Below are 22,586 nucleotides of genomic sequence, written 5' to 3'. Positions count from 1 at the left end.
CGTGTCCGACGACGTCGCGGTGAAAAGCGGGGTGTTCGGTCTGCGCTATGGCGAGGTGCTGTTGGTTCACCTCACCGAGTCCGGTCCGGAAGCGACGGTCTACAACACCTTCGGCCTCAACGACTGTCCCGCGCAGTTGTGGGATGAGCTCGACGCCACGGTGATTGCCGCGGAGGCCGGGGCCGTCGCGGCGATCCTGAACGGGCCCCGGTACTGGCTGATGAGTGGCATCGGGAAAGCCGACAGAGAATCGATGCAGCGCAAGACCTTCGGTGGCCTGGAGATGAACCGTCAGGCCACGGTGCAACTCGCGTCGATGAACCCGGCTGCCTACACCGAGAACAGGGTGGACCGAAAAGCGGTATTCACCTTCGACGCCGGCCGCCCGGTGTATGAGTTGGTCGATCCGGACGACAGGCGCTGGATCATGCAGACCTACAGTCAGACCGTCGACCCGACGCTGGGTCTGGACGATCTCGCCGGACTCGCCGACCGATTGTCCCTGCCGTCGGGGTGGCGCTATGAGACGCGGGTGCCGTCGTCGGCGATTGTCGTCGACACCACCACGCGGCCCGCAAGTGTGCTCCAGGACGACCTCGCGAACAGCTACTCACTCACCGACTGACCGGCGGCCAGGTCCGCGATCGCGCGCAGTTGTGCCAGCACCAGTGCGATCGCAGGTCGCGACTCGGCCCCCGTGCGCACCACCGCTTCGATGCGGCGGGCGAGTCTGATATCGCTGATCGGCCGGCGCACCAGGTCACGAGCCAGCCGCACGTAGCGGGGTATCAACGCAATCCCGATGCCGGCTTGGACGAGCTCTTCGAGAACCCGGAAATCATTGACCCGCTGGATGATCCGAGGTGTGACGCCGGTCAGGGTGGCGATCGACTTGAACACGTCGTCGACCATCAGGCCGCCTTCCACCCCCACCCAATCCTGGTCGGTCAGCTCGCAAAGTTCGATGTGCGCATGGTCGGCCAGCGGGTGGTTCGTCGGGAGCAGCACGTCGAGGGGTTCGCGCAGCAACACCGTGGAGCTGAATCTCGGGCCCCAGGGGACGGTGTCGCGCTCGTCGCGGTGCACGACCACCACGTCGAAATCAGCCAGTTGCTGCGGCGCCCGCGCGGCGGGCACATCGATATCGCGGCCGATCACCTCCACGCCGTGCGGTCGGGAGGTGACGATCAGCGGCGCCAGCAGCATGGCCGCACCCGAGGGGAAGAAGGACACCGTCACCTGACCGCGCGCGGTGGTGCGGTAGCTGTCCATCTCGGCCTGTGCGCGGTCGAGGGCGGCGATCACCCGCTCGGCGTGCCCGACGAGCACCCGCCCGGCGTCGGTCAATCGCACACGCCGGCCGGCCGGTTCCAGAAGTGCGACCCCGGCCTCTCGTTGCAGGGTCTTGAGCTGCTGGGATACCGCCGACGGTGTCAGGCACAGCACATCGGCGACCGCGGCGACGGTGCCGTGATCGGCAAGTTCGCGCAGCATCCGCAACCGTAGGACATCCATTTAGAAAGTCTACTGCTCTAGCAAAGAAGAAGTAGCTGGACTGAAGGGTCGGTGCGCGACAGGCTCATGCCCGTGACCCGCTATCGTGTCGATCTCACGCTGCTGGCTGTAGCCGTGGTGTGGGGATCGAGCTATCTCGCCGCCAAGGAGGCCGTCGCCCCAGGTGGCGTTCCCGCCTTCCTGGCCCTGCGCTTCGCCATCGCCGCTCTCGTCCTCGCCGTGCTGCTCGGTCGGCGGATCGGCCGCATCGGGCGCGATGAACTGCTTGCCGGTGCGTTGTTCGGGACCATCCTGACCGCCATCTGTCTGTGCGAAACCTACGGCGTGACAAGGACATCGGCATCCAACGCCGGCCTCATCATGGCGCTTACCGTTGTCATCACCCCGCTGCTGGGCGGCCGGCGGGCCGTCCTGCGGCGGTTCTATGGCGCCGCCGCGATGGTCGTCCTCGGCTGCATCGCGCTGACCCAGGCCGGCGGTTTCGCGTTTCCCGGGTCGGGCGATCTGCTGGTCGCGACCGCCGCGGTGCTGCGCGCCGTGCACGTCACGGTGATGTCGCGGGTATCGCAGCGGTCACGCCGGCTCGACACGGCGGCAGTGACGCTCGTCCAACTGGTAACCGTGTCGGTGCTGACGGCCGTGCCCGCGGGGATACTCGGACAGTTCGCGGTACTACCGCAGATGTCGGGATGGGACTGGGTGCTGACCGGCTACCTGGCGCTGGTGTGCACCGTCTTCGCGTTCGGAGCCCAACTGTGGGCCCTGCGGTACAGCACGCCGGCGCGGATGAGCCTGCTGCTGGGCACCGAGCCGCTGTGGGCGGCGGTCATCGGCGTCGGGCTGGCCGGCGACCCGGTCACCGCGCTCGGTGCGCTCGGCGCCGTACTCGTCGTGACCGGGACCAACTGGGGCAGAGTCATTGACAGCGCAACGATCTCACCGCCGGGGGCCGGCAGTCGAAACCGTGCGTGAGCGTTCGGAGTCAGCACAGGTGCACGATGGCGGCCTTGTACAGGAATGTCGCGTCGGTGGCATCGACGTTCTCGTTCGTGTTCTCGTAGATCGCGTCGAGCGTAACCTGTTGGGGCACACCGTTGGCGAGGTCCTCGCAGATGGAGTAGCCGAGATCCAGGGCAACCTCTTGTGAGGTGTCCCCATATCCGTAATCGGTCAGTTCCGTGAAGTAGCTCGTCTCGTCGGCGCTGGCCGGAGCGGCGAGGCCGAGACCCGCGGCGAACGCCGCCGCGATAACAGGGAGCAGCAGCTTCCTCATGAGTGTCATCCCTTCATCCCGTGTTGCGCAGGTAGATTGCCGGTCACAGGACATTCGCCGAGTGATGCGCAGCGTAGGAAGTGTAGAGCCACCTCACAGGGTGCGCACGCCGATCACACAGACTCAGGATCGGGCTTCGGCCTCCAGATAAGCGTCGCGGCCGGCGAGGCTGACCGCCACATCGGCGATCAACGGGTCGAAGAACCGCTGCCGGTAGAGCGGATCGACGCTGGTGCTCACGGTGAAATACAGCCCGGACAGTACGGCGACGAACAACGAGGTGTGCACCACCGTCTGCGGTATCGGGATATGGACGCCGAACCAGGTGCCCGCACATGGCGGTTGGCCGATCTGACAGGTCTCCTCGCTGGACCACAAGACGGTGACGTCATAGGGGATGGCGATGATCCCCAGTGCGAGGAAGAACGCGAACAGCCCGGCCGTGAACAACACCACCTGAATGGCTTGGGAGACCACCATCACCGCCACCACGTTGATCTGCTCTGCCCGCGACAGCGGGGTGCGGGTGCGGGCCGGGGCGGTGAACGGTGTGCCGGCGAGCAGGCCGCCGGCGTCGGTGTGTTCGGCACGGTCGTCGCGCAGCGCCTGCACTTCGTCGCGGATGGTGGTGACCATGAAAACCAGCGCCACGACTGCGAGGAATCCGACTGTCTCCCACAGTCTTTGACGTGTCATCCGGGCCGAGAGCTGCCACAGCTCGCCAGTGAAGTACACCACCACCGTCAACATGAGCAGCGGCAACGCCCTGCTCATCAGGGTGCCCAGCGCCCCCAGTTGCACCCAGGCGAAGCGGAACGCCCAAGCCGCGATCGACCCGAAGCCGAGGTAGGTCAACCAGATCGCCAGCAGCGAGATCAGGACGAACAGCGGTGCCTCGGCAGCCGCGGCGCTCGACCAGCCGCTCACCGTCACCGGCATCACCACCACGAAGATGGCCATCACGCCCCAGGCTCCCCAGCGCCGGGCCATCTCGCCGAGCGCGGTGGATCGGCGGTGCAGCGCCACGAGCACGAACGGGGCGGCCAGCAGCACCGCCGCGATGATCCCCAGGCGCAGCGCATAGGCGTAGTTCGGGCCCTCCCCGGTGACCTCGGCCAACAACATCGTCATCGCGGTCAGCGCACCGACCGAGCTGATCATCGGGGCGGATCGTTCGATCAACGCACGCGAGCGCACCCTGCGGGTCAGCACCAGTGGCAGGCCGCGGTGCAGGAACCATTCCTGCACCTGCTCGTCGGTGCTGGGTGGGCTGGAGTCGGGCACCGCCACATTGTGCTCGTTCGGCGGCCGAATGGTGCGCCACCCGTGGGATCGGGCACGGGTGGGATCAGGCACAGTGGACGGATGCGACGGGGACTGGTGCGGCCGGCGACCTGGGGGATCTCGGCCCGTTCGGCGTTCGTCGCGGCCAGCGTGGTGTTCGTGGCGCTCGGCGTCACCGGTGTGCTGCTGGCCGCGGTGCTGTATCGCTCGTTGCTCAGCGACGTCGACAACGCCGCCGCGGCCCGGGTAGCCCAGGTCGCCGCCGTCATCGCGGCACAAGGCCCCGGCGCACTGGATGCCGAACTGCTCGCCACAGATACCCGGGTGCTGGCCGTCCAGGTGATCGGGGCCGACGGCGCGGTGTGGCGCCGTTCGGCGGGCGCGCCGTCCACCCCGTTGATCCCGGTCGGTGAGATCGGCGTGGGCCCGCGCATAGGTATGCCCGAACACGATTCACCGTTCGGCCAGATCAGGTTCAGTGCCCAGACGGTCGCCGGACCGGACGGGGCGCGTTACACGGTCGTCGTCGGTGAGGGCAGTCCGCTGGTGCTCTCCACGGTGGGCACCGTGGTGACCGCTCTCGCCGTGGCGGCACCGGTGGTCATCGCGGTATCGGCGGCGGCGACCTACCTGTTGGTGCGGCGGTCCATGCGGTCGGTCGACGATATCCGCTCCCGCGTCGCCGATATCACCACCTCGGACCTGACCGGACGGGTGCCGGTGCCCGAGGGCCGCGACGAGATCGCCGCACTCGCAGTGACGATGAACGCGATGCTGGCTCGGGTCGAGGCCGGCCACGCGGCCCAGCAGCGTTTTGTCGGCGACGCCTCGCACGAGCTGCGCAGCCCGTTGGCCACCATCATTTCGGCACTCGAGGTCGCGCAAGCGCACCCGGACTTGCTCAACGCCGAGCTTGCCCAGCACACGCTGATGCCGGAGGCGCAGCGGATGCGCTCGCTGATCGACGATCTGCTGCTGCTCGCCCGCGCCGATGAGCGTGGCTGGGATATTCGCCGTGAGGATGTCGATCTGGATGATCTGGCGGCCGGCGAGGTCGATTGGTTGCGGCGCCACCGCGGTGTCGAGGTGACCGCGCATATCGAACCGGTCCGGGTCATCGGCGATCCGGGAGCGCTCGCACGGGTGGTGCGCAACCTGCTGGACAACGCGGCCCGGCATGCCGCCTCGGTGGTGGAGGTGGAACTGCGCTGCAGCCAGGGGCGCGCGGTGCTGACGATCGGTGACGACGGTCCGGGAATACCGGAGGCCGACCGGCTGCGGGTGTTCGATCGATTCGTCCGGCTGGACGAGGGGAGATCCCGCGGTGCCGGCGGCACCGGGCTGGGTCTGGCCATCGTGTCGGAGATCGTCGCCGCCCACCACGGACGGGTGCGCATCGAGGACCGTCCCGGTGGCGGGACACGCGCGGTCGTTCAGCTGTCGGCGGCCAACCGGTAGCCGACTCCGCGGATCGTCTCGATGGTGTTGGTGCCGAACGGAATATCGATCTTGCGGCGCACATAGCCGACGTATACCTCGACGACGTTGTCCGGCCCGTCGTAGTGTGCGTCCCAGACGTTGCGCAGGATGTCGGCCTTGGTGACGGCGACGTTCTTGTTGCGCATCAGATACTCCAGCACCCCGTACTCACGCGGGGTCAATGACAGCGTCTTGTCTCCGCGTTGCACGATGCGCCTGCCGGGGTCCACGGTGAGCGTGCCCGCGGTCAGCGTCGGTGGTTTGTGTGGTGCCGCGCGGCGCACCAGGGCGCGCAGTCTGGCCACCAACACGATGAACGAGAATGGTTTGGTCAGGTAATCGTCGGCGCCGAGGTCGAAGGCGTCGGTCTGGTCGTACTCGCCGTCCTTGGCGGTCAGCATCAGCACCGGTGTCCACACCGAACGTGCGCGCATCCGGCGGAGCACCTCGTAGCCGTTGAGGCCGGGCAGCATGATGTCGAGCACCACGACGTCGAATTCGTGTTCGGTGGCCTGCCAGAGGCCGTCGATGCCGTTGGCGGCCTCCACGACGGCGTATCCCTCGGCACGCAGTCCGATTGCCAGGGTGGAACTCAACCGGGGCTCGTCCTCGACGATCAGAACTCTCATAACGTCTCTATGTCTACCGCGTCGGCACAGAGGTCGGCACGCCACGCTGTCCGCGGGACCCGCATGCCAGGGAGTCAACGATGAGCATGAGGGAGAACGTGCGGGTGCGTGGCGCGCCGACGGTCTGTACTGCCTGCGTATGCACGGACGCTAGCCCTCGCCCGGGCGGTTGGTGGGCGAAATCGCCGAACAATTTCCGCACCCGGCTCCCGGACGGGCCCGCGCGGTGCGATGCGCAATCGCGTGGTGTCCTGCGTCACACTGTCGATAACGTTTCGGTAACGTTACGCGAGGCCGACCCTGAGCCGTTGTTTCGCTGTACCCGCAGGTGACAGCGCGAGCGCCGGCTGACGGGCGTTGTCACGCGTGAGCGCTCGCAGCTTGATCGGCGTCTTTCGTTGTGCCTAACGTCGGAGCACCGAAGACTTGAACCAAATGAGATCGATGACTGCTCGGTGGTGACTTTTACTCGATATGACATCTGCACACGTGGCTCCGGATGCCGTTGGCGCAGCGCGCAATTGGACGGGCATGCTACGCCGCCCACAAGGCTCCGATGCTCTCGCGATACGCGAGCTGGTGGCCGAAACCCAAGTGCTGGACCTCAATTCCGCTTACGCATACCTGCTGCTGAGCACCGACTTCGCGGATACCTCGATCGTCGCCGAGGACGACGGCGATGTGCTGGGTTTCATCACCGGCTATCGGCCGCCACCGCGACCCGATGTGCTGTTCGTCTGGCAGGTCGCGGTGGCGCCGCGTGCGCAACGTGGCGGGTTGGCCGCCGCGATGCTCGACGCCCTGGTGTGCCGAATGCTCTCCGAAGAGGGCGCCGGCCCGTTGACCGTCGAGGCGACCGTGTCCCCGGGCAACGCGAGGTCGCGAGCCTTCTTCGGCGCCTTCGCGCGCCGCCACGATGTCCCGCTGACAGAACAGCCGCACTTCACCGCGGACCAACTCGATGCCGAAGGCGCCCACGAGGACGAACCCCTGCTGCGGATCGGTCCGATCGACGCCCCGAGGTGAACCCCGCAAGACACCCATTCGCCCGCCCGCATAATGCTGAAATCCATTGGAGGACAATTCCTTGCTGCTCGACGCTGTGCCCGCAACCGCTCCGTCGCCCACCGACGCCGACCTGCCGTCGGTGTTCGCCACGGTGGAATCGGAGGTACGCAGCTACTGCCGTAGCTGGCCCACGGTCTTGGCCAGCGGCAAGGACTCCTGGGTGACCGACACCGAGGGTCGCCGCTATCTCGATTTCTTCGCCGGTGCCGGTGCTCTGAACTACGGGCACAACAATGCTCACCTCAAGGGCGCGCTGCTGGAGTACCTGAGTGGTGACGGCATCGTGCACTCGCTGGACATTGCGACGACGGCCAAGCAGCACTTCCTGGAGACATTCGACCGGCTCATCCTCAAACCCCGCGGGTTGGACTACAAAGTGCAATTTCCCGGGCCGACAGGCACCAACTCCGTGGAAGCCGCGCTCAAGCTGGCCCGCAAGGTGACCGGCCGGGAATCGATCATCAGTTTCACCAACGCATTCCACGGGATGACGCTGGGTTCGCTGTCGGTGACCGGCAACTCGATGAAGCGAGCCGGCGCCGGGATCCCGTTGGTGCACGCGACGCCGATGCCCTATGACAACTATTTCGGTGGGGTCACCGAGGACTTCGGATGGTTCGAGCGGGTGCTCGACGACTCCGGTAGTGGACTGAACCGTCCGGCGGCGGTGATCGTGGAAACCGTGCAGGGTGAGGGCGGCCTGAACGTGGCCCGGCTGGAGTGGTTGCAGGCGCTGGCCGACCTGTGCCACCAGCGCGAGATCCTGTTGATCGTCGACGATGTCCAGATGGGATGTGGACGTACCGGGGAGTTCTTCAGCTTCGAGGCCGCGGGCATCGTGCCCGATATCGTGACGCTGTCCAAGTCCATCAGCGGTTACGGTCTGCCGATGGCGCTCACCCTGTTCAGGCCCGAGCTCGACGTCTGGGCGCCGGGGGAGCACAACGGAACCTTCCGTGGGCACAACCCGGCCTTCGTCACTGCCAGCAAGGCGCTCGAAATATTCTGGAGCACAGCAGAGTTCGCCGCCGAGACGGCGGACAAGGGTGCGCTGGTACGCGCCGGGCTGGAGAAGATCGCACTGTCGCACCACGGGATATCGGCCCGCGGCCGAGGAATGGCGCAAGGTCTGCGATTCGACGACGCCGATCTGGCCGCGGACGTCTGCCGCGCCGCGTTCGAACGCGGCGTCCTGATGGAGACCAGCGGGCCCTCCGATGAGGTGGTCAAGCTGCTCCCGCCGCTCACCACCTCGCCCGGCGATCTGCAGGCCGGCCTTGACATCCTGGCCGAGTCGGTCGCCGTCGCAGTCTGAGATACCGGAGGAGAACAACGCAATGATCGTTCGTACCACCGCCGAGATCACCGGCACCGACCGTGACGTGGCCGCCGGGGCATGGCGCTCCAAGCGCATCGTCCTGGCGGGCGACGGGGTCGGATTCTCGTTCCACGAGACCACCATCGAAGCGTCCTCGGTCAGTGAGTTCCATTACCGCCACCACGTCGAGGCCGTGTGGATCATCGAGGGCACCGGCACCCTGACCGACCTGGAATCCGGCGAGGCGTACCCGCTCGCGCCGGGGACCATGTACCTGCTCAACGGCCACGAGCGCCACCGCGTGACCTGTGCGACGCAGATGCGGATGCTGTGCGTGTTCAACCCGCCGGTCAGCGGGGACGAGGTGCACGACGAGTCCGGCGCGTACCCGGCCCCCGCCGCCGTATGAGCGCCGCGTCGCAGGACCGCCTCCATGACCCGTATCCGACCCGTCTGGACCATGCGATCGCTCCCGTTCCGCGCCACGAGCCATCGGTCTGGGGCGATGCCGGCAGCGGTCCGCTGCCTTCCGTGGACCTGGATGCCTTTGCCGCGCAGGGATACCTGATCCGGCCCGACACGGTGGGCGAGGATGCGCTGGCACCGCTGGGCCACGAGCTGGAGCGCCTGGCCGCCGAACTGGACGCCGATGATCCGAGGGTGATCCGCGAGCCCGGCGGCACCATCCGCTCGATCTTTGCGCCGCATCTGCTCAGCGCTCTGGTCGCCGATGTGGTGCGTCTCGACACCGTGCTGCCCGTGGCGCGCCAGCTGCTCGGCAGTGACGTCTACATCCATCAGGCGCGAATCAACCTGATGCCGGCGTTCACCGGGACCGGCTTCTACTGGCATTCCGATTTCGAGACCTGGCACGCCGAGGACGGGATGCCGGCGATGCGCGCGGTGTCCTGCTCGATCGCACTCACCCGCAACTACCCCTACAACGGATCGTTGATGGTGATCCCCGGGTCGCACCGGACCTTCTACCCGTGTGTGGGCGCCACGCCCCGGGACCACCACACCTCGTCGCTGGTGGCCCAGCGGATCGGGGTACCCGACGAGAACACCCTCACCAAGGCGGTCGATGCCGACGGTATCGAACAGTTCACCGGCGCAGCCGGATCCGCGCTCTGGTTCGACTGCAACCTGCTGCACGGATCGGGGTCGAACATCACCCCGCTGCCGCGCTCGAATGTCTTCCTGGTGTTCAACTCCGTCGACAACTTGCTCACCGCGCCGTATGCGGCCGACGGGATCCGGCCGGAGTACCTCGCGGCCCGGGCCACCCGCTCGCTCGGGCTCGCGGCGCCCTCGGCGTGAGGCGGGCGGTCACGGCCCGCGGCACGTCCCCTAGGGTGGCCCTATGCAACGGATCATCGGCACCGAGGTCGAATACGGCATCTCCTCGCCGTCGGACCCGACGGCCAATCCGATCCTGACCTCCACGCAGGCGGTGCTGGCCTACGCGGCGGCCGCCGGGCTGCAGCGGGCCAAGCGCACCCGCTGGGACTACGAGGTCGAGTCGCCGCTGCGCGACGCCCGCGGTTTCGACCTGTCCCGCACCTCCGGGCCCGCCCCGATCATCGACGCCGACGAGGTCGGTGCCGCGAACATGATCCTCACCAACGGGGCCCGGCTGTACGTCGACCACGCGCACCCGGAGTACTCGGCTCCCGAGGTCACCGACCCGATGGACGCGGTGATCTGGGACAAGGCGGGAGAACGTGTGATGGAGGCCGCCGCGCGACACGTGGCCAGCGTGCCCGGCGCGGTCAAGCTGCAGCTCTACAAGAACAATGTCGACGGCAAGGGTGCGTCCTACGGCACCCACGAGAACTACCTGATGTCGCGGCAGACACCGTTCTCGTCCGTCATTGCCGGTTTCACCCCGTTCCTGGTGTCCCGTCAGGTGGTGACCGGCTCGGGGCGGGTCGGGATCGGCCCGTCCGGCGATGAGCCCGGATTCCAGCTGTCCCAGCGCGCCGATTACATCGAGGTCGAGGTCGGTCTGGAGACGACGCTCAAACGCGGCATCATCAACACCCGCGACGAACCGCACGCCGATGCCGACAAGTACCGGCGGCTGCACGTCATCATCGGTGACGCGAACCTGGCCGAGACCTCGACCTACCTCAAGGTCGGCACCAGCTCGCTGGTGCTGGACCTGATCGAAGAGGGACCCGCGCACGGTATCGACCTGTCCGATCTGGCACTGGCTCGACCGGTACACGCGGTGCATGTCATCAGCCGCGACCCGTCGCTGCGCGCCACCGTGGCGCTGGCCGATGGTCGCGAACTGACCGCACTTGCGCTGCAACGGATCTACCTGGATCGGGTGGCCAAACTGGTGGACGCCCGCGACCCCGACCCGCGCGCCTCCCACGTCCTGCAGACCTGGGCGCACGTGCTGGACCTGTTGGAGCGCGACCCGATGGAGTGTGCGGAGATCCTGGACTGGCCGGCCAAGCTGCGGCTACTCGAGGGATTCCGGCAGCGCGAGAACCTCACCTGGTCGGCGCCGCGGCTGCACCTGGTCGATCTGCAGTACTCCGATGTACGCCTGGACAAGGGCCTGTACAACCGGCTGGTCGCGCGCGGTTCGATGCAGCGTCTGGTCACCGAGCAACAGGTGATCGATGCCGTCGACAACCCGCCGACCGACACCCGCGCCTACTTCCGCGGTGAATGCCTGCGGCGGTTCGGGGCCGATATCGCCGCCGCGAGCTGGGACTCGGTGATCTTCGATCTGGGTGGAGATTCCCTGGTCCGGATTCCCACCCTGGAACCGCTGCGCGGAAGCAAGGCTCACGTCGGTGCGCTGCTGGACTCGGTGGACAGTGCCGCCGAATTGGTCGCGCAGCTCACCACATAAGCTGCGCTATCCCAGGCATCGCCGGTGTTGACCGGTAGTGTGAAAGAACACTGACGAGCAATCAGGAGGTAGCGATGGCTCAGGAGCAGACAAAGCGCGGCGGTGGCGGCGAGGACGATGACGCCGCCGACGCGACGGCCGGCGGGCAGGAGCGCCGCGAAAAGCTCGCCGAGGAGACCGACGATCTGCTCGATGAGATCGACGACGTCCTGGAAGAGAACGCCGAGGACTTCGTGCGCGCCTATGTCCAAAAGGGCGGCCAGTGACGGTCTGGTCCAATAAGCCTTCCGCCAACCCCCTTGACCTCTCCTCTGCACATCTGAACCTGTCCTCCTTCTCGGATTTCCTGAGCAGGCAGGCCCCGGAGTTGCTCCCCGGCGGTGTCTCGCACACCGCCGCACCAGGTGCCGTCGAGCTGCCCCACGGCACGACGATCGTCGCCGTCAAGTACCCCGGCGGTGTTCTCATCGCAGGGGACCGGCGCGCCACCCAGGGCAATATGATCGCCAGCCGCGACGTGCAGAAAGTGCACATCGCCGACGATTACGCGGCCACCGGGATCGCCGGCACCGCGGCGATCGCCGTCGAGTTCGCCCGGTTGTACGCCGTCGAGCTGGAGCACTACGAGAAGGTCGAGGGAGTGCCGCTGACCTTCCGTGGCAAGGTGAACCGGCTGGCCACCATGGTGCGCGGCAACCTGGGTGCGGCCCTTCAGGGTTTCGTCGCGCTGCCGTTGCTGGTGGCCTTCGATGTCGACGCCGCCGATCCGGTGAGCGCCGGGCGGATCGTGTCCTTCGACGCGGCCGGCGGTTGGAACATCGAGGAAGAGGGTTACCAGGCGGTGGGTTCGGGGTCGCTGTTCGCCAAGTCGTCGATCAAGAAGCTCTATCCGCAGGTGACCGACGCCGATAGCGCGCTGAAGGCCGCGATCGAGGCGCTCTACGACGCCGCCGACGACGACTCGGCGACCGGTGGTCCGGATCTGGTGCGCGGTATCTACCCGACCGCGGTACTGATCGAGTCCGCGGGTGCCGAGGAGGTCACCGAGGCGCGGATCGCCGGGCTGGCCCGTGAAGTGATCGAGCGCCGCACCCGGACGGACGGTAACGGCTGATGAGCTTCCCCTATTTCATCTCGCCCGAGCAGGCGATGCGTGAGCGTTCCGAGCTTGCGCGCAAGGGTATTTCGCGTGGCCGCAGCGTAGTGGTGCTGGCCTACGACAGCGGTGTGCTGTTCGTGGCCGAGAATCCGTCGCGGTCCCTGCAGAAGGTCAGCGAGCTCTACGACCGGGTGGGTTTCGCCGCGGTCGGTCGCTTCAACGAGTTCGACAAGCTGCGGGTGGCCGGTATCCAGTTCGCCGACACCCGTGGCTACGCCTATGACCGCCGCGATGTCACCGGCCGGCAGCTGGCCAACGTGTACGCCCAAGCGCTCGGCACCATCTTCACCGAGCAGGCCAAACCGTTCGAGGTCGAACTGTGCGTCGCGGAGGTGGCGCACTATGGGGAAACGAAAGCCCCTGAGCTGTATCGCATCACCTACGACGGTTCGATCGCCGACGAACCGCATTTCGTCGTGATGGGCGGTACCACCGAGCCCATCGCGACGGCGTTGGGGGAGTCCTACACCGAGAACGCCGGGTTGGCCGATGCCGTGACGATCGCGGTGAACGCTCTGCGGGCCGGCGGCAGCGGAACCGAACCCCGCGTGCTGGGACCGTCCACCATGGAGGTGGCGATCCTGGATGCGAGCCGCCCCCGTCGAGCGTTCCGCCGGATCACCGGGCCCGCCCTGGAGGCACTCGTGCCCGCCGAGCGCGGCGACGGACCCGACGACGCGCAGCCCGAAGCGCCCGCCGCGCAGTAATCCGGCGGGATCGGCACGAACGAACCGCCGACCAACCTTGCATGCCGTTACCGAGAACCACCCCGTAAGCTCGACTGTGTGCAGCGACGGATCATGGGGATTGAGACTGAATTCGGTGTGACCTGCACGTTTCATGGTCACCGTCGGCTCAGTCCGGACGAGGTTGCCCGCTATCTGTTCCGGCGGGTGGTGTCCTGGGGGCGCAGTTCCAACGTGTTCCTGCGCAACGGCGCCCGGTTGTACCTCGATGTGGGGTCACACCCGGAGTACGCCACCGCCGAGTGCGACAACCTCGCCCAACTGGTCACGCACGACCGGGCCGGGGAACGCGTGCTCGAAGATCTGCTCATCGACGCCGAGCAGCGCCTCGCCGATGAGGGCATCGGCGGTGACATCTACCTGTTCAAGAACAACACCGACTCCGCGGGCAACTCCTACGGCTGCCATGAGAACTATCTGATCGTGCGGGCCGGTGAGTTTTCCCGGATCTCCGACGTGCTGTTGCCGTTCCTGGTGACCCGCCAACTGATCTGCGGTGCCGGAAAGGTGCTGCAGACGCCGAAGTCGGCGACCTTCTGCCTGTCCCAGCGCGCCGAACACATCTGGGAAGGCGTGTCCAGCGCGACGACGCGGTCGCGACCGATCATCAACACCCGCGACGAGCCGCACGCCGACGCCGAGAAGTACCGCCGCCTGCACGTCATCGTCGGCGACTCCAACATGAGCGAGTCCACCACCATGCTCAAGGTCGGGACCGCCTCACTGGTGCTGGAGATGATCGAGGCCGGCGTAGCGTTCCGGGACTTCTCCTTGGACAATCCGATCCGGGCGATTCGGGAGGTCAGCCACGACCTGACCGGGCGCCGTCCGGTGCGCCTGGCGGGCGGGCGGCAGGCCAGCGCGCTGGACATCCAGCGCGAGTACCACGGCCGGGCGGTGGAGTACCTGCAGACCCGCGAACCGAACACCCAGATCGAGCAGGTGGTCGATCTGTGGGGGCGCCAGCTGGACGCGGTCGAGAGCCAGGATTTCGCCAAGGTCGACACCGAGATCGACTGGGTGATCAAGCGCAAACTGTTCCAGCGCTACCAGGATCGCTACAACATGGACCTCGCCGACGCCAAGATCGCGCAGCTCGACCTGGCCTACCACGACATCAAGCGCGGCCGCGGGGTGTTCGACCTCCTGCAGCGCAAGGGGCTGGCCGCGCGGATCACCACCGACGAGGAGATCGAAGCCGCCGTCAACACGCCGCCGCAGACCACGCGGGCCAAGCTCCGCGGCGAATTCATCAGCGCGGCACAGGAAGCGGGCCGGGATTTCACCGTCGACTGGGTGCACCTGAAGCTCAACGACCAGGCCCAACGCACGGTGCTCTGCAAGGATCCGTTCCGGTCGGTCGACGAGCGGGTGAATCGGCTCATCGCGAGCATGTGAGCGGGTCGCGCCGGGATCCTGGCGCCGGCACCACCTAAGCTGCTTTGGTGGCGACATCCAAGGTCGAAAGACTGATGAATCTGGTGATCGCACTGCTGTCCACCAGTTCGTACCTGACGGCGGAGAAGATCCGCAAAAACGTGGCCGGGTACTCCGACAGCGCCAGTGACGAAGCGTTCTCACGGATGTTCGAGCGGGACAAGAACGAGCTGCGCGACCTGGGCATCCCGCTGGAGACCGGGAAGATGTCGTCCTTCGACGCCACCGAGGGTTACCGCATCAACCGCAAGGACTACGCGCTGCCCGCGGTCGAACTGACCGCCGAGGAATCGGCATCGGTGGCCGTCGCGACCCAGCTGTGGCAGTCCCCGGAAATGGTGACCGCGACGCAGAACGCCCTGCTCAAGTTGCGCGCCGCCGGGGTCGACGTCGACTCCGAGGACGCCGGGGTGGCGTTCACCTCCACCGCCGCCTTGCCCGGGCTGCGCGGTTCGGAGGAGGTGCTCGGAGTCTTGTTGGCCGCCAGCAACTCTGGGCGGGTCGTCCAGTTCGAGCACCGCGCCTCGCGCAACGATCCGTACCGCACCCGCACCGTGGAACCCTGGGGCGTGGTCACCCACCGCGGTCGGTGGTACTTGGTCGGCCATGATCGCGACCGCGAGGACACCCGCACCTTCCGGTTGTCGCGCATCACCGGCGCCCGACCGGTCGGCGCCGCCGGGGCGGTCACACCGCCGCAGGGGGTCAATCTGCGCCGGATCGTGCAGCGGGTGGTCGCCGATGTGCCCACCGGTGAACGGGCCCGGGTGTGGATCGCGCAGGGGCGGGCCACCGCGCTGCGCCGCCAGGCGACGAGCTCGACCCCACGGGTCTGGCGGGGCCGGGCGGGGGAGGAGATCACCGTCGACCTGGGCACCTATGACCGGCTGGCGCGGGAGATCGCCAGCTACGGCACCGATGCCGTCGCGCTGGACCCTCCCCAGCTGCGCGACGACGTGGTCGCCCGACTGCGTGCACAGGCGGATCGCGCATGAGTCAGGTGTCGACGCGGCTGGTCCGGCTGCTGAACATGGTGCCCTACTTCAAGGCGAACCCCCGGGTGACCCGCGACGAGGCGGCCGCCGCCCTCGGAGTCACCCGCACCCAGCTGGACGCGGACCTGGAGCAGCTGTGGATGTGCGGGCTGCCCGGTTACGGCCCCGGTGACCTCATCGACTTCGATTTCACCGGTGACACCATCGAGGTCACGTTCGCCGCCGGGGTGGATCACCCGCTGCGGCTCACCTCGACCGAAGCGACCGGGATCCTGGTCGCGTTGCGCGCCCTGCTCGACGTGCCGGGCATGGTCGATCCCCGCGCCGCGCGCTCCGCCATCGCCAAGATCGAATCGGCGGCGGGCACCGCCGGGGCGGTCGGAAACGCCGACCTCTACGCGTCCGGGGGCGACGAACCCGGCAGCGAGGAACCCGAGAGCGCCACGGCGGCCGCCGTCCGCGAGGCCGCGCGTACCGGTCGAGCGCTGTCGCTGGAGTACCACTCGGCCTCCCACGACACGGTGTCGAGCCGGATCGTCGATCCCATCCGGGTGGTGCTGGTCAGCGATCGCAGTTACCTCGAGGCGTGGTGCCGCAGCGCCGAGGGGGTGCGACTGTTCCGGTTCGACCGCATCGTGGACGCCCGCGTGCTCGACGAGCCCTCCCGGCCGCCGGCCCCGGCCGTGCAGGCCGGGCCGGGCACCGCGTTGTTCGACGCCGATGCCGAGGATCCCTCGCTGCACTCGGCCCGGCTACGCATCGAGCGGTCGGCGGAGTGGATGTTCGACTATTACCCGCTGCGGATCGTCGCCGAACTCGACGACGGTGCATGCGAAGCCGCGATGACCTACGCTTCCGAGGAGTGGATGACTCGGTTCGTGCTGGGCTTCGGGTCGGCGGTGCGGGTGCTGGCACCGCACTCACTGGCCGAGAAGGTCCGTCAGACCGCCTCGGCCGCGGTGCGCGCATACGAAGACGAGTAGACTCGACCACAACTTGCGGAGGTGTTTGAATTGGGCGGACTTCAACCGTGGCACTGGCTGATCGTTATCGCGGCTTTCATTCTGTTGTTCGGTGCCAAGAAGCTCCCGGACGCAGCGCGTTCCCTGGGTAAGTCGATGCGCATCTTCAAGTCCGAGATCAAGGAGATGCAGGCCGACGGGGCCGAGAAGCCGGAAGCCTCATCGCTTCCCGCCACCCCGGTCGCCTCCGAACGCGTGGAGACGGCTGCGCCCGAGCAGTCCGGCGACAAGCGACCGGCCTGATAGCTGCCAAGTCCGTCCCATCGCGGTGTGATGTCGCGTCGATAGCGCGCGCCTGCCTGCATCGACGTTAAGGCTGCCCGTGCACACCCCTGGAATCTTCAAACGGTTCGACCCGCGCCAGCGCCGCGCCCGGGCCAATCCCGACGGCACCATGTCGCTGGTCGACCATCTCGCCGAACTACGCAACCGGTTGCTGATCGCGACCGCGGCGGTGGTGCTGACCACCATCGTCGGCTTCTTCTGGTACACCCACGGCATCCTCGGCTTCCACAGCCTCGGCGAGTGGCTGCGCGGCCCCTACTGTTCGCTTCCGGAGTCGGCGCGGGCCACCATCGCCCCCGACGGACAGTGCCGGCTGCTGGCCACCGGCCCGTTCGACCAGTTCATGTTGCGACTGAAGGTCGCCCTCACCGCCGGTATCGTGCTGGCCTGCCCGGTGTGGCTGTATCAGCTCTGGGCCTTCATCACCCCCGGCCTGTACCGCAAGGAACGCCGCTTCGGGATGGCGTTCGTCGGGGTCGGTGCGGTGCTGTTCATCGGCGGGGCCGTCCTGGCGTACGTGGTGCTCTCCACCGCGTTGAGCTTCCTGCTCACCGTGGGCAGTGACGTCCAGGTCACCGCGCTCTCGGGCGATCAATACTTCGGCTTCCTGATCAACCTGCTGCTGGTGTTCGGCATCAGCTTCGAGTTCCCGCTGCTGATCATCATGCTCAACGTGATCGGCGTGCTGCCCTACGCGAAGCTCAAGGAATGGCGCCGCGGCCTGATCTTCGCGCTGTTCGTGTTCGCCGCCTTCGCCACGCCGGGCTCCGACCCGTTCTCCATGCTGGCGCTGGCGCTGGCGCTCACCCTGTTGCTCGAGTTCGCCATCCAGGTCACCCGCGTGCACGACAAACGCAAGGCCCGCCGGGAAGCCCTTGCCGAGGTGCCCGAGGACGAGGCGGCCCCGATCCCGGCGACCGAACCGATCGCCCCGCCGACCCCGGTGTCCTCCCAGGCATTGTTCGACGACGATGTCACCTGAGTCCCGGCCACCTGAGCCCGGCCCGCAACTGCGTGGTTTCGTCGCGCAACTCCCGTTCGGGCTCGATCCGTTCCAGGTGCGTGCCTGTGCCGCCCTGGAGTCCGGCCATGGCGTGCTGGTCTGCGCCCCCACGGGAGCCGGCAAGACCGTCGTCGGGGAATTCGCGGTACACCTGGCACTGGCGGCCGGCCGAAAGTGCTTCTACACCACCCCGATCAAGGCGCTGAGCAACCAGAAGCATCTCGATCTGGTGCGTCGCTACGGCGCCGACCGGGTCGGGTTGCTCACCGGGGACCAGTCCATCAACTCCGATGCCCCGGTGGTCGTCATGACCACCGAGGTGCTCCGCAACATGCTCTACGCCGACTCGCCGGCACTGCAGGGGCTGTCCCACGTGGTGATGGACGAGGTGCACTTCCTGGCCGACCGGATGCGCGGTGCGGTGTGGGAGGAGGTCATCCTGCATCTCCCCGAGGAGGTGCGGCTGGTCAGTCTCTCGGCGACGGTGAGCAACGCCGAGGAGTTCGGCGGCTGGATCCAGACCGTCCGCGGGGACACCACCGTCGTCGTCGACGAGCACCGCCCGGTGCCGCTGTCGCAGCACATGATGGTCGGGAAACGACTCTTCGACCTGTTCGAGGGCGGCGGGCAGACCACGCTGGTGGACCCGAACCTGCTGCGTCACATCGCGCACCGCCGCGAGGCCGACCGTCTCACCGACTGGCAACCCCGGGGCCGCAACCGCGGCAGGCAGAACCGGCCGAGCGTGAACCGCGGGCCTTCGCGACCCGATGTCATCGCCACCCTGGACGCCGAGGGTCTGCTGCCGGCGATCACGTTCGTCTTCTCCCGGGCCGGTTGCGATGCCGCGGTGAAGCAGTGCCTGCGGGCGCCGCTGCGGCTGACCAATGACGAGGAACGGGCCCGCATCACCGAGGTCATCGACCGGCGCTGCGCCGACCTCGCCCGCTCGGACCTCGATGTGCTGGGCTACTACGAGTGGCGGGAAGGCCTGCTGCGGGGGCTGGCGGCCCACCATGCGGGCATGCTGCCGGTGTTCCGGCACACCGTCGAGGAACTGTTCACCGCCGGGCTGGTGAAGGCCGTGTTCGCGACCGAAACCCTGGCGCTGGGCATCAACATGCCGGCCCGCACCGTGGTGCTGGAACGGCTGGTGAAATACAACGGCGAGCAGCACGCCCCACTGACACCGGGGGAGTACACCCAGCTGACCGGGCGGGCGGGCCGTCGCGGTATCGACATCGAGGGCCATGCCGTCGTGCTCTGGCACGCCGACGACGAGGCATCCAACCCGGCCGAAGTTGCCGGACTGGCGTCCACCCGCACCTTCCCGCTGAAGAGTTCGTTCGCGCCGTCGTACAACATGACCATCAATCTGGTGCAGCAGATGGGCCCGGAGCTGGCCCGTCAACTGCTGGAGCGATCCTTCGCGCAGTATCAGGCGGACCGTTCGGTGGTGGGCTTGGTGCGCGGTGTCGAGCGCGGCGAGCGGATGCTGGCCGAGATCGCCGCCGAGCTGGATCCGGAGATGCTCGAATACGCGCGGCTGCGGGCCGAGATCACCGCCCGGGAACGGGCACAGTCGCGGGCGTCCCGGCTGCACCGGCGTCGCGCGGCCGACGAGGCGCTGGCCGAGTTGCGCCGCGGCGACATCATCACCATCAGCCAGGGCCGTCGCGGCGGGCTCGCGGTGGTGCTCGAGCCCGCGCAGGACAGCGACGATCCGCGGCCCTTGATCCTCACCGAGCACCGCTGGGCGGGCCGGATCTCCTCGGCCGATTACTCGGGGGCCTCCGCACGGCTGGGATCGATGACCCTGCCCAAGAGGGTCGAGCATCGCCAACCGCGGGTGCGTCGTGACCTGGCGTCGGCGCTGCGGTCGGCGGCGGTCGGCTTGGATGTGCCGTCCCGACGGCGGGGGCAGGACGGGGAACGGGATGTGGATCCCGACCTGGCCCGGTTGCGTGACCAGCTGCGCCGCCACCGCGCACACGACGCCGCCGACCGCGAGACCCAGGTCCGCGCGGCCGAGCGCTACCTGCGCATCGACCGCGACAACGAGCAGACCCGGCAGAAGATCGCGGCCGCCACCAATTCGCTGGCCCGCTCCTTCGACAAGATTCTGGAGCTGCTCACCGAACGCGGTTTCGTCGATCGCACCGGCGACACGCCGAAGGTCACCGAGGACGGTCGGCTTCTCGCGCGGATCTACAGCGAGAGTGACCTTTTGGTCGCCGAATGCCTGCGCCAAGGCGTCTGGGAGGGCCTGGCACCGGCCGAGTTGGCGGCGGTGGTGTCGGCGGTGCAGTTCGAATCGCGCGGTGACGGCACCGGCCCGCAGGGTCTGCAGATCCCCACCGGCGGTATCCGGCGCACCCTGGCGGACACCCGCCGGCTGTGGGCCCGCATCCGCAGTGACGAACAGCGGCAACGCATTGCCTACAGCCGCGAACCCGACGACGGCTTCGTCGCGGCCATCCACCAGTGGGCCAGCACCGGTGACCTGGCCTCATCGCTGGCCGCCTCCGATGTCAGCGGCAGCGGATCGCCGCTGTCTGCGGGAGATTTCGTGCGGTGGTGCCGCCAAGTTCTCGATCTGCTGGACCAGGTCCGCAACGCCGCGCCGACACCGGCACTGCGGAGTGCGGCGAAACGCGCCATCACCGACATTCGACGAGGCGTCGTAGCAGTTGATGCAGGGTAGTGTGGCGGCGTAGATCCGCGGCGGCGGGTCACGATGTCGTAGAACGAGCCCGGATCAAGGAGACACGATGAGCGGACCGCAGGGATCTGACCCCACGCAGGCGTGGTCAGGTCAGCCGCCGCAGTCCGGCGGTACCCCGTCGCCGGGCGAACAGCCCGCCTGGCAGCCGCCGCCCACGCCCGAGCAGCCCGCAGGCGACGCCCCGGCGTGGCAACAGCCCGCCTACCAGCAGCCGCAGGCGCCGCAGCAGTACCCGCAGTACCAGCAGCCCGCGTACAACCCGCCTCCGCAGCCCGATCAGTACGGTCAGCAGCCCACCGCGTACGCGCCGCAGGGTTACCCGACCTACGGTCAGCAGCCGGGGCAGCCCTATGGGCAGCCGCAGTACGGCCAACCGCAGCAGTACGGCCAGCCCGCGCCGTACGACCAGCAGCAGTTCTCGCCGTACGGCCCGACCGGCAGCGAAGAGGGGTCGAAGAAATCGCTGGCCGTCATCGGCAGCGTGGTCGGCCTGCTGGTCGTCGTGATCGTCGCGGTGGTCCTGATCCTCGGCTTCTGGAAGCCCGGGTTCTTCGTCACCACCACCCTGGATGTCGAGGCCGCCCAGACCGGTGTGCAGCAGATCCTGACCGACGAGGCCAACGGCTACGGGGCCAAGAACGTCAAGGACGTCATCTGCAATGACGGCGTCAGTCCCGTGGTGAAGAAGGGCGACACCTTCACCTGCCAGGTCAGCATCGACGGCACCAAGCGCCAGGTCACCGTGACCTTCCAGGACGACAACGGAACCTACGAGGTCGGCCGCCCGAAGTAGTCTGCTCGCGATCAGGGCAGGGTGTCCAGCGCCTTCTGCAGGCGCCCGACCGAGGACACCACGCCGTACTCCTCGGCGAGCGCCGCCACCCGGGCCGGGTCGGCCGCCGAGAGCGGCAGCACATCGTCGTCGCGGGACAGCGTGACGGGTGCGTCGGTGGCCACCCGTACCACGGGTTCGGCGGCCACGATGTAGTCCGCGGCGGCCAACAGCTTCTTGCGTTGCGCGGCAGCCATTTTCGACGACGGGTCCGCGGCGGCCGCGACGATCGCCGCCAGCGAGCCGTGCTGGGCCATCAGCGTCGCCGCGGTCTTCTCGCCGATACCCGCCACGCCGGGCAGACCGTCGGACGGATCACCGCGCAGCAGCGCCAATTCGGCGTAGGCCGGCCCGGCCCGGCCCACCGGCACCCCGTAGGTGTCGGCGACCTCGGCGGGACCGAACAGGACGGCCTTGGCCAGGCCCCGGCCGATGTAGAACACCCGCACCGCCACCGGGTCGTCGCCGACCAGTTGCAGCAGATCGCGGTCCCCGCTCACCACGATGACGGGGTCGCGCCGCTCGACGGCCGCCAAGGTGCCCAGCACATCGTCGGCCTCGAAGCCCGGCGCGCCGGCGGTGGCGATGCCGAATGCGTCGAGCATCGCCATGATCATGTCGACCTGCGGGGTCAGCTCGTCGGGCACCTCCTCCACATCGGGGGCATCGCCGGGACCGGCCTGCTCGACGCGGTGCGCCTTGTAGGACGGAATGCGGTCCACCCGCCACTGCGGGCGCCAGTCGTCATCCCGGCAGACCACCAGCCGGGACGGCCGGTGCTGGGTGACCAGGGTCGCGACGGCATCGAGGAAACCGCGCAGCGCGTTGACCGGGCGGCCATCCGGGGCGGTGATCGAGGACGGCACCCCGAAGAACGAGCGGAACCACATGCTGGCGCCGTCGAGTAGCAGGACGGGGGCTTCTCCGGTCATGGCACTAGCCTA

At 67.9% G+C, this 22,586-nt stretch carries 23 protein-coding genes; 18 read left to right on the top strand and 5 right to left on the bottom strand.

Annotated features, from left to right (window positions below; all coding sequences use genetic code 11):
• Position 1: 1 nt before the first annotated feature.
• Positions 2-625, top strand: a complete 624-nt coding sequence (locus A7U43_RS16750; protein ID WP_231963340.1) for a hypothetical protein — start codon at positions 2-4, stop codon at positions 623-625.
• Here the strand turns inward: A7U43_RS16750 and A7U43_RS16745 are convergent.
• Positions 607-1,515 carry a LysR family transcriptional regulator gene (locus A7U43_RS16745; RefSeq protein ID WP_067997430.1) on the bottom strand — a complete coding sequence of 303 codons (909 nt, stop codon included), beginning with the start codon at positions 1,513-1,515 and terminating at the stop codon, positions 607-609. The genes A7U43_RS16750 and A7U43_RS16745 overlap by 19 nt on opposite strands.
• A 72-nt stretch (positions 1,516-1,587) precedes the next feature.
• Here A7U43_RS16745 and A7U43_RS16740 point away from each other — a divergent pair, with 72 nt between their 5' ends.
• The gene (locus tag A7U43_RS16740) at positions 1,588-2,487 is read left to right on the top strand and encodes a DMT family transporter (RefSeq protein ID WP_082902432.1); all 900 of its coding nucleotides are present in this window, start codon (positions 1,588-1,590) and stop codon (positions 2,485-2,487) included.
• Positions 2,488-2,497: 10 nt separating this feature from the next.
• Here the strand turns inward: A7U43_RS16740 and A7U43_RS16735 are convergent, their stop codons facing one another.
• Positions 2,498-2,788 (bottom strand): DUF732 domain-containing protein, encoded by a 291-nt coding sequence (locus tag A7U43_RS16735; protein WP_197499864.1) that lies wholly within the window; start codon positions 2,786-2,788, stop codon positions 2,498-2,500.
• Positions 2,789-2,911: 123 nt separating this feature from the next.
• Positions 2,912-4,078: a hypothetical protein gene (locus tag A7U43_RS16730; RefSeq protein WP_197499863.1), complete on the bottom strand. Its 1,167-nt coding sequence runs from the start codon at positions 4,076-4,078 to the stop codon at positions 2,912-2,914.
• 75 nt (positions 4,079-4,153) lie between these two features.
• Here A7U43_RS16730 and A7U43_RS16725 point away from each other — a divergent pair, with 75 nt between their 5' ends.
• The gene (locus A7U43_RS16725; protein ID WP_067997421.1) at positions 4,154-5,530 is read left to right on the top strand and encodes a HAMP domain-containing sensor histidine kinase; all 1,377 of its coding nucleotides are present in this window, start codon (positions 4,154-4,156) and stop codon (positions 5,528-5,530) included.
• Here A7U43_RS16725 and A7U43_RS16720 read toward each other — a convergent pair.
• A complete protein-coding gene (locus A7U43_RS16720) occupies positions 5,506-6,180 on the bottom strand; it encodes a response regulator transcription factor (protein WP_067997419.1) in 675 nt (224 codons plus the stop codon). The two genes, A7U43_RS16725 and A7U43_RS16720, sit on opposite strands and share 25 nt — an antisense overlap.
• A 474-nt stretch (positions 6,181-6,654) precedes the next feature.
• On the opposite strand from A7U43_RS16720, the gene ectA reads away from it, so the two are divergent.
• From ectA to A7U43_RS16645, 15 genes are all read left to right on the top strand, one after another.
• Entirely contained in the window at positions 6,655-7,206 is a 552-nt protein-coding gene (gene ectA / locus A7U43_RS16715; RefSeq protein ID WP_067997417.1) for a diaminobutyrate acetyltransferase, read from the top strand.
• Positions 7,207-7,267: 61 nt separating this feature from the next.
• A complete protein-coding gene (gene ectB / locus A7U43_RS16710; RefSeq protein ID WP_231963339.1) occupies positions 7,268-8,563 on the top strand; it encodes a diaminobutyrate--2-oxoglutarate transaminase in 1,296 nt (431 codons plus the stop codon).
• Between the two features lie 22 nt (positions 8,564-8,585).
• Positions 8,586-8,975: an ectoine synthase gene (locus tag A7U43_RS16705; RefSeq protein ID WP_067997414.1), complete on the top strand. Its 390-nt coding sequence runs from the start codon at positions 8,586-8,588 to the stop codon at positions 8,973-8,975.
• Positions 8,972-9,886 carry an ectoine hydroxylase gene (thpD, locus tag A7U43_RS16700; protein WP_067997411.1) on the top strand — a complete coding sequence of 305 codons (915 nt, stop codon included), beginning with the start codon at positions 8,972-8,974 and terminating at the stop codon, positions 9,884-9,886. The genes A7U43_RS16705 and thpD overlap by 4 nt, the downstream gene beginning before the upstream one ends.
• 43 nt (positions 9,887-9,929) lie before the next feature.
• Positions 9,930-11,438 (top strand): depupylase/deamidase Dop, encoded by a 1,509-nt coding sequence (gene dop / locus A7U43_RS16695; RefSeq protein WP_067997408.1) that lies wholly within the window; start codon positions 9,930-9,932, stop codon positions 11,436-11,438.
• A gap of 74 nt (positions 11,439-11,512) precedes the next feature.
• Positions 11,513-11,704 carry a ubiquitin-like protein Pup gene (locus A7U43_RS16690; protein ID WP_067997406.1) on the top strand — a complete coding sequence of 64 codons (192 nt, stop codon included), beginning with the start codon at positions 11,513-11,515 and terminating at the stop codon, positions 11,702-11,704.
• Positions 11,701-12,552, top strand: coding sequence for a proteasome subunit beta (gene prcB / locus A7U43_RS16685; RefSeq protein WP_197499861.1), 852 nt, complete (start codon positions 11,701-11,703; stop codon positions 12,550-12,552). The genes A7U43_RS16690 and prcB overlap by 4 nt, the downstream gene beginning before the upstream one ends.
• A complete protein-coding gene (gene prcA, locus A7U43_RS16680; RefSeq protein ID WP_067997404.1) occupies positions 12,552-13,304 on the top strand; it encodes a proteasome subunit alpha in 753 nt (250 codons plus the stop codon). Before prcB ends, prcA begins: the two co-directional genes overlap by 1 nt.
• A gap of 78 nt (positions 13,305-13,382) precedes the next feature.
• Entirely contained in the window at positions 13,383-14,741 is a 1,359-nt protein-coding gene (pafA, locus tag A7U43_RS16675; RefSeq protein ID WP_156525941.1) for a Pup--protein ligase, read from the top strand.
• 47 nt (positions 14,742-14,788) lie between these two features.
• Entirely contained in the window at positions 14,789-15,775 is a 987-nt protein-coding gene (locus tag A7U43_RS16670; protein WP_067997399.1) for a helix-turn-helix transcriptional regulator, read from the top strand.
• Positions 15,772-16,758: a helix-turn-helix transcriptional regulator gene (locus tag A7U43_RS16665; protein ID WP_067997397.1), complete on the top strand. Its 987-nt coding sequence runs from the start codon at positions 15,772-15,774 to the stop codon at positions 16,756-16,758. Before A7U43_RS16670 ends, A7U43_RS16665 begins: the two co-directional genes overlap by 4 nt.
• A gap of 30 nt (positions 16,759-16,788) precedes the next feature.
• Entirely contained in the window at positions 16,789-17,040 is a 252-nt protein-coding gene (gene tatA, locus A7U43_RS16660; RefSeq protein WP_068002916.1) for a Sec-independent protein translocase subunit TatA, read from the top strand.
• 79 nt (positions 17,041-17,119) lie between these two features.
• Positions 17,120-18,064, top strand: a complete 945-nt coding sequence (gene tatC / locus A7U43_RS16655) for a twin-arginine translocase subunit TatC (RefSeq protein ID WP_067997395.1) — start codon at positions 17,120-17,122, stop codon at positions 18,062-18,064.
• Positions 18,054-20,789, top strand: a complete 2,736-nt coding sequence (locus A7U43_RS16650) for a DEAD/DEAH box helicase (protein WP_067997394.1) — start codon at positions 18,054-18,056, stop codon at positions 20,787-20,789. Before tatC ends, A7U43_RS16650 begins: the two co-directional genes overlap by 11 nt.
• A gap of 67 nt (positions 20,790-20,856) precedes the next feature.
• The gene (locus A7U43_RS16645; protein ID WP_067997392.1) at positions 20,857-21,603 is read left to right on the top strand and encodes a DUF4333 domain-containing protein; all 747 of its coding nucleotides are present in this window, start codon (positions 20,857-20,859) and stop codon (positions 21,601-21,603) included.
• 11 nt (positions 21,604-21,614) lie between these two features.
• Here A7U43_RS16645 and A7U43_RS16640 read toward each other — a convergent pair whose 3' ends face one another.
• A complete protein-coding gene (locus A7U43_RS16640; RefSeq protein ID WP_067997390.1) occupies positions 21,615-22,574 on the bottom strand; it encodes a 5'-3' exonuclease in 960 nt (319 codons plus the stop codon).
• Positions 22,575-22,586: the final 12 nt, after the last annotated feature.

The sequence above is a fragment of the Mycobacterium adipatum genome (assembly GCF_001644575.1).
Classification (GTDB): domain Bacteria; phylum Actinomycetota; class Actinomycetes; order Mycobacteriales; family Mycobacteriaceae; genus Mycobacterium; species Mycobacterium adipatum.
This window is presented reverse-complemented; position numbering and strand designations above follow the sequence as displayed.